We start from the raw sequence: 12686 nt of genomic DNA on the forward strand, positions 1-12686 counted from the left end.
GGCGATAGGTTGTCATGTGTGAGCACCACTCCCCAAGGAACTCTTCTGCTCGTGGACGGACTGTCGATGGCATTCCGGGCGTTCTTCGGCCTTCCGGTCGAGAACTTCGCCACGTCGACGGGCACCCCGACCAACGCCGTGTACGGCTTCACGACGATGCTGGCGTCGCTGATGAAGGACCGCGAGCCGACTCACGTGGCCGTCGCCTTCGATCTCCCGGGCGGCACGTTCCGCACCGAGCGCCTGCCCTCCTACAAGGGCACCCGCGACGCGACGCCGCCCGAGTTCGAGCCTCAGGTCCCGCTCATCCGCGAGATGCTCGCGGCGCTCGGCGTGGCCGCGGTCGACAAGGAGCGCTACGAGGCCGACGATCTCCTCGCGACGTATGCGAGGCTCGGACGAGAGGCCGGCATGCGCGTCCTCGTCGTCTCGGGTGACCGCGACACCATCCAGCTCGTCAACGAGGACGTGACGCTGCTGTATCCGCGCAAGGGCGTCTCCGACCTCGTCGAGTTCACGCCGGACGCGGTGCGTGAGAAGTACGGCGTCGACCCTGGCCAGTATCCAGACCTGGCCGCGCTCGTCGGCGAGACCTCGGACAACCTCCCCGGTGTGCCCGGCGTCGGACCCAAGACCGCCGCCAAGTGGATCGGGACGTACGGGGGGCTCGAGGAGATCCTCACGCAGGCCGACGACGTCCCCGGCAAGGCGGGACAGAGCCTGCGGGACCACCTCGACCAGGTGCGCCTCAACCGCGAGCTCAACCACCTGCTCACCGACCTCGAGGTGCCTTTCGCGGTCACCGACCTCGAGTACGAGGGCGCCGATGCGCAGGGCATCCACGAGATGTGCGATGCGCTCCAGTTCCGGACGCTGCGCGATCGCCTCATGCCGTTCGTCTCGGGCGACGCCGCGCAGGACGCGGAGCCCGAGCCGGAGCTCGAGGTCGTCGTCGAGGGCGCGGTCGATGCCGTGGTCGCCCTCGCCGGCGAGGTCGCGGTCCACGTGGATGGCAGGGGAGGCGCCGATGCGGACGCGTGGGCTGTGGGCGTTGCGCAGGGAGGCAACGCCTGGGGCATCGATCTGGCGGAGCTGTCTGCCGCCGACGAGAAGCGCCTCGCCGCGTGGCTAAGCGATCCTGGCGTCCCCAAGGTGCTCCACGGGGCGAAGGACGCGTGGCACTCGCTCGCCTCTCGCGGAATGAGCTTGGAAGGACTCGTGGGCGACACCCAGATCGCGGCGTTCCTCGTGAACCCCGACCAGCGGGGCTTCGATCTCGACTCGGTGCTGCAGCGCTACCTGGGCGTGTCGTCCGCCACGTCGGCGGGAGGAGATGAGCTCGACCTCGGGCTCGGTGCGTCGGTCGGGATCGCGGCGGGGGAGCGCGCGGCGCGAGTCGCAGCGCTGGCGGACGTGCTCGCCCCTGAGCTGGCCGACCGCGGGATGACCGACCTGTACCGCGACCTCGAGATCCCGCTGATCGCGGTGCTGGCGCGCATGGAGGACGCGGGTGTCGCGGTCGACTCCGCTCATCTCGGTGGCCTGTCGGACGAGGCCCTCGGCCGCGCCGCGCTCGCCGCGCAGGACGCGTACGACGCGATCGGCGGAGACCAGGTGAACCTGGGCAGCCCCAAGCAGCTCCAGGAAGTGCTCTTCGAACGGCTCGGCATGCCCAAGACCCGCAAGATCAAGACCGGGTACTCGACCGATGCAGGCTCCCTTCAGGAGCTCTACACGAAGCGGCCCCACCCGTTCCTCGAGGCGCTGCTCGCGCACCGGGATGCCACCAAGCTCGCGCAGATCATCAAGGGGCTCGCGACGGAGGTGCGCGCCGATGGGCGCATCCACACGACGTTCTCGCAGACCGTGGCAGCGACGGGACGCCTGAGCTCGCGCGACCCGAACCTGCAGAACATCCCGATCCGGACGGATGAGGGACATCGGATCCGCGAGGCCTTCGTCGTCGGAGACGCCTTCGACACTCTCGTGACGGCGGACTACAGCCAGATCGAGATGCGGATCATGGCGCACCTGTCGGGCGACGAGGAGCTCATCTCGGCCTTCCGTGCGGGGGAGGACCTGCACCGTTTCGTCGGCTCGCGAGTGTTCGGCGTCGAGCCGGAGGACGTCACGGCGCAGATGCGCTCGCAGGTCAAGGCGATGTCCTACGGGCTCGCCTATGGGCTGTCGAGCTTCGGGCTGTCGAAGCAGCTCGGCCTCGAGGTGGGCCAGGCGCAGGCGCTCATGGACGACTACTTCGCGCGGTTCGGCGCGGTGAGGGAGTACCTCCACGGCGTCGTCGTGCAGGCCCGCACGGACGGATACACGGAGACGATCTTCGGCCGCCGGCGGTACATCCCGGACCTGAACTCGTCCAACCGGCAGAGGCGGGACATCGCGGAGCGGGCGGCGCTCAACGCACCGATCCAGGGCTCCGCGGCCGATCTCATCAAACGTGCCATGCTTGGGGTGGATCGTCGGCTGCAGGACGAACGTCTGTCATCCAGGCAGGTACTTCAAGTGCATGATGAACTCGTGGTCGAGACGGCCCCCGGAGAGCGGGATGCGGTCGAGTCGATCCTTCGGGAGGAGATGGGTGGCGCGGCTGACCTCGCCGTGCCGCTCGACGTGAACGTCGGAGCGGGCGCCAGCTGGCGCGCCGCAGGACACTAGGGATGGTGGCATGCGCATCGGAATCCTCACGGGCGGCGGAGACTGCCCGGGGCTCAACGCAGCGATCAGGGCGGTGGTGAAGCGCGGCACCGCGCAGCACGGCTGCTCGATCGTCGGCTTCATGAACGGCTGGCAGGGCGTGATCGACGGGGACGCGAAGCCGCTCACCCGCGACGACGTGTCCGGGAAGCTCGTGGAGGGCGGCACGATGCTCGGCACGGCCCGCTGCCACCCTCACAAGGTGAAGGGCGGCATGGAGGCCGTCAAGGACACGGTCCAGAATGAGAAGCTCGACGGCCTCATCTGCATCGGCGGCGACGGCACGCTCAAGGCTGCCGGCAAGGTGTCGGACGCGATCGGCATCCCGGTGATCGGGATCCCGAAGACGATCGACAACGACGTCGTCGGCACCGACGCGGCGATCGGATTCGACACGGCCGTCACCGTCGCCACCGAGGCGATCGACCGTCTGCACTCCACGGCGGAGTCGCACAACCGCGTCATGGTCGTCGAGCTGATGGGCCGCCACAGCGGCTGGATCGCCGTCACCGCTGGTATCGCCGGCGGTGCTGACATCATCCTCGCCCCTGAGGAGCCGTTCGACATCGACAAGATCGCGAAGCGGATCAAGCACCGTCACCGCTACAAGAACTTCTCGATCGTCGCGGTCGCCGAGGGCGCCATCCCTGCCGAGGAGAGCTCGTGGGACGGCAAGCCGACCATCGATGCGAAGGGCAACCCGATCGCCGGCTCGATCGGGCACGAGGTCACGAAGGCGATCGAGGCGCGCACCGGGTTCCCGACGCGCCTCACCGTCCTGGGCTACGTCCAGCGCGGAGGAATCCCGACGGCGGCCGACCGACTTCTCGGCACCCGCTTCGGCGTCGCCGCGATCGACGGGATCGTCGCCGGCGAGAGCCACAAGTTCACCGCGATCCAGGGCGAGCACGTCGTGCTTGAGGACTTCGCGGTGATGTCCGGCAAGACCAAGTGGGTTCCCGAGAACCTCCTGCAGGCGGCACGCGAGCTCTGAGCCGCGCGACAGTGGGGTCACCGTCCGGACATCGTGACCGGACGGTGACCCTTGCTGCTTTGTGCAAGGCGCTCGCAAGGGAGTAGCATGGTCAGCGGCCTTCTGTGCGCGTTCGCGCGCGCAAACGAGGACCTGTCCATATTCATACGAATTCCCTGTCCACCGGAGCTACTCCTTAATGTCCGTTTCCTCCCCCGAGTCCACCCCGATCGCCGTCAACGACATCGGCACCGCTGAGGATTTCCTCGCTGCCATCGACGCGACCATCAAGAACTTCGACGACGGCGACCTCGTCGAGGGCACCATCGTCAAGGTCGACCGTGACGAGGTCCTCCTCGACATCGGTTACAAGACCGAAGGCGTCATCCCCGCCCGCGAGCTCTCCATCCGTCACGACGCCGACCCCGACGATGTCGTCAACGTCGGCGACACGATCGAGGCCCTCGTTCTCACCAAGGAGGACAAGGAAGGCCGTCTGATCCTGTCCAAGAAGCGTGCGCAGTACGAGCGCGCCTGGGGCTCGATCGAGAAGGTCAAGGAGGAGGACGGCGTCGTCACCGGTACCGTCATCGAGGTCGTCAAGGGCGGCCTGATCGTGGACATCGGTCTGCGCGGCTTCCTGCCCGCCTCGCTCGTCGAGATGCGTCGCGTCCGCGACCTGGGCCCCTACATCGGTCAGCAGATCGAGGCGAAGATCATCGAGCTCGACAAGAACCGCAACAACGTGGTCCTGTCGCGCCGTGCCTTCCTCGAGCAGACGCAGTCCGAGGTGCGCTCGTCGTTCCTCACCGCGCTCAAGCCGGGCCAGGTCCGCAAGGGTGTCGTCTCGTCGATCGTCAACTTCGGTGCGTTCGTCGACCTCGGCGGCGTGGACGGCCTCGTGCACGTCTCCGAGCTGTCGTGGAAGCACATCGACCACCCGAACGAGGTCGTCTCGGTCGGCCAGGAGGTCGAGGTCGAGGTTCTCGACATCGACATGGACCGCGAGCGCGTCTCGCTGTCGCTCAAGGCGACCCAGGAGGACCCGTGGGCGGTCTACGCCCGCACCCACGCGATCGGCCAGATCGTCCCGGGCAAGGTCACGAAGCTCGTCCCGTTCGGCGCGTTCGTCCGCGTCTTCGAGGGCATCGAGGGCCTGGTGCACATCTCGGAGCTCGCCGTCCGCCACGTCGAGCTGCCCGAGCAGGTCGTCCAGGCCGACGAGGAGGTCTTCGTCAAGATCATCGACATCGACCTCGAGCGTCGCCGCATCTCGCTGTCCATCAAGCAGGCGAACGAGGGCGTCGACCCCGCGGGCGAGGACTTCGACCCCGCGCTCTACGGCATGACGGCCGAGTACGACGAGCAGGGCAACTACAAGTACCCCGAGGGCTTCGACCCGGAGACCCAGGAGTGGCGCGAGGGCTACGAGGAGCAGCGCGAGGCGTGGGAGGCGGAGTACGCCGAGGCCCACGAGCGCTGGGAGGCCCACAAGTCGTTCGTCGCCAAGCAGGACGAGCAGGCTGCCGTCGCCGAGGCGGAGGCCCCGGCTGCCGCGCCGCGCAAGCGCGCGGGCGCCAAGGGTGGCCCGACCTCGTACAGCTCGCAGGACGAGGACTCCGCCGACGCCGGCACGCTGGCCTCGGACGAGCGTCTCGCCGCTCTGCGTGAGAAGCTGACGGGCAACTAAGCATCACCCGTCGAAGGGCCGCGATCCGCAAGGGTCGCGGCCCTTCGTGCTTCCCGCCGACATGCAGTGTGGCGCGCGTCTCTTCCTGTTGCGGAGGCATGCCTCCCGGTGGTTGACTCCCGGGATGCTGCGAATTGGCCTGACCGGCGGCATCGGTGCCGGGAAGTCGACTGCCGCCGCGCGCTTCGAGGAGCTCGGCGCGCGGCTCGTGGATCATGACGAGCTCGCCCGGCGCGCCGTCGAGCCCGGCTCGGCCGCGCTCGTCGACATCGTGCGGGAGTTCGGCGACCGCGTCCTGCGCGATGGCCAGCTCGACCGCAAGGCGCTGGCCGGCATCGTCTTCAACGACCCGGCGGCGCTCGCGCGGCTCAACGGCATCGTCCACCCGACAGTGTTCGCCATGAGCCAGGCGGAGGACCGCAAGGCGCGCAACGACGGCGTGCCCGTCGTCGTGCACGACATCCCGCTCCTGTTCGAGACCGGCTACGGCGACGGGTTCGACATGGTGATCGCGATCCAGGCCGACCACGCGGTGAGGGTCAAGCGACTCATCGACGGCCGGGGGATGCCGCACGCCGAGGCCGTGGCGCGGATGGCCTCACAGGCCACCGATGCGCAACGCGCCACGATCGCCGATGTCGTCCTGGACGGGAACGGCTCTCCCGAGCATCTGCGGGCGCAGGTCGACGAGCTGTGGGGCCGTGTGGTGCCGGGGGCCTCCCGCTAGCCACGCCCCCTTGCGCTCCCTGGGCTGACGCGTGCTCGTGCCAGGTCTCCACGCCCTCGAATGCCTCGTGCAGACGTGCGGATCGGGGCCTGGGGGAGCGGGACGGCGATGTCAGAGCCTCGGCGTACCGTAGTGCCATGACCCCGGACCTGCGCAGAGCCGACCACCCCTTCCAGGTGGTCTCCGAGTACAAGCCGTCGGGCGACCAGCCCAAGGCGATCGACGATCTCGCCCGCCGGATCGATGCGGGCGAGCGGGACGTCGTGCTGCTCGGTGCGACCGGAACGGGAAAGTCCGCGACCACCGCTTGGCTCGTCGAGAGGCTGCAGCGGCCGACGCTTGTGATGGCGCACAACAAGACGCTCGCGGCGCAGCTCGCGAACGAGTTCCGCGAGCTCCTCCCGCACAACGCCGTCGAGTACTTCGTGAGCTACTACGACTACTACCAGCCCGAGGCCTATGTCCCGCAGACGGACACCTTCATCGAGAAGGACTCGTCGATCAACGAGGAGGTCGAGCGGCTGCGCTACTCCGCGACCAACTCACTGCTGACGCGACGCGACGTCGTCGTCGTCTCGTCGGTGTCGTGCATCTACGGTCTCGGCACTCCCGAGGAGTACATCCAGGGCATGGTGACGCTCGCGGTGGGCGATGTCGTGGATCGTGACTCGCTACTGCGGGAGTTCGTGCAGATGCAGTACGCGCGCAACGACCTCGCGTTCACCCGCGGCACGTTCCGCGTGCGTGGCGACACCGTGGAGATCATCCCGGTGTACGAGGAGCTCGCGATCCGCATCGAGATGTTCGGCGACGAGGTCGAGGCGCTCTACACGCTGCATCCGCTCACGGGCGACGTGGTCGAGAAGCGCGAGCAGGTGCACCTGTTCCCGGCCTCGCACTATGTCGCGAGCGAGGAGCGCATGAACGCGGCGATCCGGACCATCGAGCTCGAGCTCGAGGAGCGGCTTCAGGAGCTCGAGCGGCAGAACAAGCTGCTCGAGGCGCAGCGGCTCAAGATGCGCACGACGTTCGACCTCGAGATGATGCGGTCGGTCGGCACCTGCTCGGGCATCGAGAACTACTCGAGGCACATCGAGCAGCGCGAGCAGGGGACGCCCCCTCACACGCTCCTCGACTACTTCCCGGACGACTTCCTGCTCGTGATCGACGAGTCGCACGTGACGGTGCCGCAGATCGGCGCGATGTACGAGGGCGACGCGTCGCGCAAGCGCACCCTGGTCGACCACGGCTTCAGGCTCCCGTCCGCGCTCGACAACCGGCCGCTGAAGTTCCCCGAGTTCCAGGAGCGGATCGGCCAGACCGTGTACCTCTCGGCGACCCCAGGGCAGTACGAGCTCGAGCGCTCCGACGGAGTGGTCGAGCAGATCATCCGCCCGACGGGCCTCGTCGACCCCAAGATCGTCGTCAAGCCGACCGAGGGGCAGATCGACGACCTCCTCGAGGAGATCCGGCTGCGCGTCGAGCGCGACGAGCGCGTGCTCGTGACGACCCTGACCAAGAAGATGGCGGAGGATCTCACCGAGTACCTGTCCGATCGAGAGGTCCGCGTCGAGTACCTCCACTCGGACGTGGACACGCTGCGCCGGGTGGAGCTGCTCCGCGAGCTGCGGCGGGGACGCTTCGACGTGCTCGTGGGCATCAACCTGCTGCGCGAGGGCCTCGACCTTCCGGAGGTCTCTCTCGTGTCGATCCTCGACGCGGACAAGGAGGGGTTCCTCCGCTCGGGGACCTCGCTGATCCAGACGATCGGCCGCGCGGCGCGCAACGTCTCCGGTGAGGTCCACATGTATGCGGACACGATCACGGACTCCATGGCATCCGCGATCGACGAGACCAATCGCCGTCGCGAGATCCAGGTCGCGTACAACACCGAGCACGGCATCGACCCCACGCCGCTGCGCAAGCGCATCGGCGACATCACCGAGATGCTCGCGCGCGAGGAGGCCGACACCGCACAGACCCTCGAGGAGGCGCGCGCGAAGGCCCCGACGCCGAGCACGGTCGACCCGCAGCAGCGCGAGCGGCCCGCCGAGGAGCTCTCCGACCTGATCGAGGAGCTGTCCGCGCAGATGCGCGAGGCCGCCTCCGAGCTGCAGTTCGAGCTCGCGGCGCGGCTGCGCGATGAGATCGGCGAGCTCAAGAAGGAGCTCAGGGGCATGCTCGCCGCGGGCTGACCCCTCGTGCCGCCTCTAGGATGATCGGGTGGAATCACCCCTCGTCTGGACGATCACGCTCGCGGTCATCGTCGGCATGTTCGCCTTCGACTTCTTCGTGGTCGTGGGCCGCCCGCACGTGCCCTCCTTCAAGGAGTCGATGTGGTGGTCCGTGTTCTACATCGGCATCTCGCTCCTGTTCGGAGCGAGCTTCTGGTGGTGGTCCACGCCGGACAAGGGCGCGGAGTTCCTCGCCGGATACGTGACGGAGAAGTCGCTGTCGGTCGACAACCTGTTCGTGTTCCTCGTGATCCTCACGCGCTTCGCGGTGCCGCCCAAGCTGAGGGAGCGGGTGCTTCTCATCGGAATCGCCCTCGCGCTCGTGTTCCGAGGCTTCTTCATCGCCGCCGGCGCCGCGGCGCTCAACGCCTTCCACTGGGTGTTCTTCCTGTTCGGGCTCTTCCTCATCTACACCGCGATCATGGTCGGTCGGGAGGGCGGCGCCGAGGAGGGGGAGACCGAGTACAAGGAGAACGCCTTCATCCGCGCGGTGCGTCGAGCCATGCCGGTGACGGACGGCTACCGCGGCACCCACATGCTCGTCCACGAGCACGGCAAGCGCATGGTGACGCCGCTGCTGCTCGTGGTCGTCGCGCTGGGATCGACCGACGTGATGTTCGCGCTCGACTCGATCCCGGCCATCTTCGGGCTCACGCAGGATCCGTACATCGTCTTCACCGCGAACGCCCTCGCCCTGCTGGGGCTGCGCCAGCTCTTCTTCGTGGTCGATGGCCTGCTCAGCCGCCTCATCTACCTGTCCTACGGCCTTGCAGTCGTGCTCGGGTTCATCGGCGTCAAGATGATCCTCGAGGCCCTGCACGGCAACACGCTGCCGTTCCTCAACGACGGTCAGCCCTTCGAGAGCGTGCCCGTCCCGTCCACGTGGGTGTCGCTCGGGGTGATCGTCGGCGTGCTCGGCACGGCAGCGATCGCCTCGCTGATCGTCTCGCGGCGCACGGGGGAGCATCTGCACGACCCGCGCGAGGATGTCGAACCCGAGCCTCGCACCGACGAGAACGAGCAGGTCTAGCGAGGCCGGCTACCGGCCGTTCGGGCTCAGGCGGGGAAGTCGCGCCCGGGCCACGCGCCGAATGCGGGCCACTCGCGGATGACCCGCTCGGGAACGAGGCCCGCGAGCACGTAGGGATCGTTCGCCACGATGGTCTCCGCCTCGTCGAGCGAGTCGACGTCGAGCACGATGAGCGCACCGGGCTCGAGCTCGTCGCCGTAGCGGCCGATGACGGGCACCTTCCCCTCCGCGGCGAGCGCGCGGAAGTGGCCAAGGTGCTCAGGGCGCCTGGCTGCGCGCTCCTCGGCGCGCTCGTCGTACGTGTAGTGCACTGCGTAGAGGCTCATGGACCCATCCTGTACCACCGGGCGTGCTCCGCGCCCGTGGCGCTCCGCGGCCGCGGCACGCCAGATCCTCTCGGGTGGCACCGGGACGCGACACGCGAACGGCATCGAACAGGTGTTCGAAGCGGGAGCGCGTAGCATTGCCGTGTGAACGACCGGATCCTGGTGCGCGGAGCGCGCGAGCACAACCTCAAGGGCGTCGATCTGGACCTTCCCCGGGACTCTCTCATCGTGTTCTCGGGGCTGTCCGGATCCGGCAAGTCCTCCCTGGCCTTCGACACGATCTTCGCGGAGGGGCAGCGCCGCTACGTCGAGTCGCTGAGCGCGTACGCGCGCCAGTTCCTCGGGCAGATGGACAAGCCCGACGTCGACTTCATCGAGGGCCTGTCGCCGGCGGTGTCCATCGATCAGAAGTCGACGAACCGCAACCCGCGCTCGACCGTGGGCACGATCACCGAGGTCTACGACTACCTGCGCCTGCTCTACGCGCGCGTCGGCACGCCGCATTGCCCCGTGTGCGGCGAGGAGATCCGCTCGCAGACTCCGCAGCAGATCGTCGACTCGGTGCTCGCGCTTCCCGAGGGCACGCGCTACCAGGTGCTCGCGCCGGTGGTGCGCGGCCGCAAGGGCGAGTACCAGGACCTCTTCGAGGAGCTCCAGCAGCAGGGCTTCGCCCGCGCCCGCGTCGACGGCGAGACGGTGCAGCTCACCGAGCCTCCGCAGCTCGAGAAGAAGCTCAAGCACGACATCGAGGTCGTCGTCGATCGCCTCGTCGCCCGCGACGGCGTCCGGCAGCGCCTTGCCGACTCGGTCGAGACCGCGTTGCGGATCGCGGACGGCCTCGTCGTGATCGACCCCGTCGACGGCGAGCTCCCGCAGCGCCGCTACAGCGAGAAGCGCGCGTGCCCCAACGATCACGTGCTGACGCTCGAGGAGATGGAGCCTCGCACGTTCTCGTTCAACGCCCCGTACGGCGCCTGCCCCGAGTGCACGGGCATCGGCGTGCGCCTCGAGGTCGACCCCGAGCTCGTCATCCCGGACCCGCAGAGGACGCTCAACGAGGGCGCGGTCGCGCCGTGGGCCCAGACGTCCTCGGAGTACTTCGGGCGCACGGTCGCGGCGCTGGCCGACGAGCTCGACTTCTCGCTCGACGAGCCGTGGGAGAACCTGCCGAAGGCCGCGAGGAACGCGATCCTCAACGGCAAGGACTACAAGGTCCACGTGCGCTTCAAGAACCGCTTCGGCCGTGAGCGCCAGTACACGACGGGCTTCGAGGGCGTCGTGACGTGGCTCGAGCGCCTCCACGAGCAGACGGAGTCGGACTTCTCGCGAGAGAAGTACGAGGCCTACATGCGCGAGGTCGACTGCCCCGTGTGCAAGGGTTCGCGCCTCAAGCCCGAGGTGCTCGCGGTGACGATCGGCGGCCGGTCGATCGCGGAGGTCTGCGATCTGTCGATCGCCGACGCTCGGGACTTCCTCGCGACCGCCGAGCTCGACGAGCGCGGCCGCTCGATCGCTGTCCAGGTGCTCAAGGAGATCGACGCGCGGCTGGGCTTCCTGCTCGACGTCGGCCTCGACTACCTCACGATGTCGCGCGCGGCCGGCACCCTCTCGGGCGGCGAGGCGCAGCGCATCCGGCTCGCGACCCAGATCGGCTCCGGCCTGGTCGGCGTGCTCTACGTGCTCGACGAGCCGAGCATCGGCCTGCATCAGCGCGACAACCGGCGCCTGATCGACACGCTCACGAGGCTTCGCGACCTGGGCAACACGCTCATCGTCGTCGAGCACGACGAGGACACGATCCGCACCGCCGACTGGGTCGTCGACGTGGGCCCCGGCGCGGGGGAGCACGGCGGCGAGGTCGTCCACTCGGGATCGTACGAGGACCTGCTCGCCAACGAGCGGTCGGTCACGGGCGCCTACGTGTCGGGACGCCGGTCCATCGAGGCGCCCGCCGAGAGGCGCGAGCTGACCAAGGGACGCGAGCTCGTCGTGGTCGGTGCCCGCGAGAACAACCTGCGGAACATCGACGTGACGTTCCCGCTCGGCGTCCTCACCGCGGTCACGGGAGTCTCGGGCTCCGGCAAGTCGACCCTCGTGAACTCGATCCTCTACACGAGCCTCGCGAACACGCTCAACCACGCGCGTCAGGTCGCGGGTCGGCACACGCGCATCACCGGCACCGACCACCTGGACAAGATCGTCCACGTGGATCAGGGGCCGATCGGCCGCACTCCGCGCTCCAACCCGGCGACGTACACGGGCGTGTGGGACAAGGTCCGCAAGCTCTTCGCCGACACCACCGAGGCGAAGGTGCGCGGCTACGGCCCCGGACGATTCTCCTTCAACGTCAAGGGCGGACGATGCGAGTCTTGCTCGGGTGACGGCACGCTCAAGATCGAGATGAACTTCCTTCCCGACGTCTACGTGCCGTGCGAGGTGTGCAAGGGCGCGCGGTACAACCGGGAGACGCTCGAGGTGCACTTCAAGGGCAAGACCGTCGCCGACGTGCTCGACATGCCGATCGAGGAGGCCGCGGAGTTCTTCGAGGCGATTCCCTCGATCTCAAGACATCTGCGCACGCTCGTCGACGTCGGTCTCGGCTACGTGCGCCTGGGGCAGCCGGCGCCGACCCTGTCCGGCGGCGAGGCGCAGCGCGTGAAGCTCGCGGCCGAGCTCCAGCGCCGCTCGACGGGCCGGACGGTCTACGTCCTCGACGAGCCGACCACCGGACTGCACTTCGAGGACGTCCGCAAGCTGCTGCTTGTGCTCCAGGGCCTCGTCGAGAAGGGCAACACGGTCATCGTGATCGAGCACAACCTCGACGTCATCAAGTCCGCCGACTGGGTCATCGACATGGGGCCCGAGGGCGGTTCCGGCGGCGGCATCGTCGTCGCGGAGGGCACGCCCGAGGAGGTCGCGGACGTCGAGGCGAGCCACACGGGTCGGTTCCTCGCGGAGATCCTCGGCGTCGGTGCCCCCGCGTAGGCTGGCGCG

The 12686-nt window shown here is 68.4% G+C and carries 8 protein-coding genes; 7 read left to right on the plus strand and 1 reads right to left on the minus strand.

The features are described 5' to 3' along the window. The first annotated feature begins 18 nt into the window (after nucleotides 1-18). From polA to B7K23_RS09780, 6 genes are all read left to right on the plus strand, one after another. Nucleotides 19-2673: a DNA polymerase I gene (gene polA / locus B7K23_RS09755; RefSeq protein WP_255376304.1), complete on the plus strand. Its 2655-nt coding sequence runs from the start codon at nucleotides 19-21 to the stop codon at nucleotides 2671-2673. 10 nt (nucleotides 2674-2683) lie between these two features. Then, nucleotides 2684-3706, plus strand: a complete 1023-nt coding sequence (locus B7K23_RS09760; RefSeq protein WP_084126404.1) for a 6-phosphofructokinase — start codon at nucleotides 2684-2686, stop codon at nucleotides 3704-3706. Between the two features lie 178 nt (nucleotides 3707-3884). Further along, entirely contained in the window at nucleotides 3885-5375 is a 1491-nt protein-coding gene (gene rpsA / locus B7K23_RS09765) for a 30S ribosomal protein S1 (RefSeq protein ID WP_084126405.1), read from the plus strand. Between the two features lie 124 nt (nucleotides 5376-5499). Further along, nucleotides 5500-6102 (plus strand): dephospho-CoA kinase, encoded by a 603-nt coding sequence (gene coaE / locus B7K23_RS09770; RefSeq protein ID WP_084126406.1) that lies wholly within the window; start codon nucleotides 5500-5502, stop codon nucleotides 6100-6102. A gap of 137 nt (nucleotides 6103-6239) precedes the next feature. Next, nucleotides 6240-8297 carry an excinuclease ABC subunit UvrB gene (uvrB, locus tag B7K23_RS09775; protein ID WP_084126407.1) on the plus strand — a complete coding sequence of 686 codons (2058 nt, stop codon included), beginning with the start codon at nucleotides 6240-6242 and terminating at the stop codon, nucleotides 8295-8297. Nucleotides 8298-8325: 28 nt separating this feature from the next. After that, entirely contained in the window at nucleotides 8326-9366 is a 1041-nt protein-coding gene (locus B7K23_RS09780) for a TerC family protein (protein ID WP_200809820.1), read from the plus strand. 26 nt (nucleotides 9367-9392) lie between these two features. On the opposite strand, the gene B7K23_RS09785 is transcribed toward B7K23_RS09780, so the two are convergent. Further along, nucleotides 9393-9692: a YciI family protein gene (locus B7K23_RS09785; protein ID WP_159451376.1), complete on the minus strand. Its 300-nt coding sequence runs from the start codon at nucleotides 9690-9692 to the stop codon at nucleotides 9393-9395. A gap of 144 nt (nucleotides 9693-9836) precedes the next feature. On the opposite strand from B7K23_RS09785, the gene uvrA reads away from it, so the two are divergent. Then, nucleotides 9837-12677, plus strand: a complete 2841-nt coding sequence (uvrA, locus tag B7K23_RS09790) for an excinuclease ABC subunit UvrA (protein ID WP_084126409.1) — start codon at nucleotides 9837-9839, stop codon at nucleotides 12675-12677. Nucleotides 12678-12686: the final 9 nt, after the last annotated feature.

It is taken from the genome of Demequina sp. NBRC 110054 (assembly GCF_002090115.1).
Classification (GTDB): Bacteria; Actinomycetota; Actinomycetes; order Actinomycetales; family Demequinaceae; genus Demequina.

Bases quoted from the DNA above. Each gene is read 5' to 3' on its own strand.
- B7K23_RS09760 (WP_084126404.1), top strand. From the start codon at position 2,684: ATGCGCATCGGAATCCTCACGGGCGGCGGAGACTGCCCGGGGCTCAAC.
- rpsA (WP_084126405.1), top strand. From the start codon at position 3,885: ATGTCCGTTTCCTCCCCCGAGTCCACCCCGATCGCCGTCAACGACATC.
- coaE (WP_084126406.1), top strand. From the start codon at position 5,500: ATGCTGCGAATTGGCCTGACCGGCGGCATCGGTGCCGGGAAGTCGACT.
- uvrB (WP_084126407.1), top strand. From the start codon at position 6,240: ATGACCCCGGACCTGCGCAGAGCCGACCACCCCTTCCAGGTGGTCTCC.
- B7K23_RS09785 (WP_159451376.1), bottom strand. From the start codon at position 9,692: ATGAGCCTCTACGCAGTGCACTACACGTACGACGAGCGCGCCGAGGAG.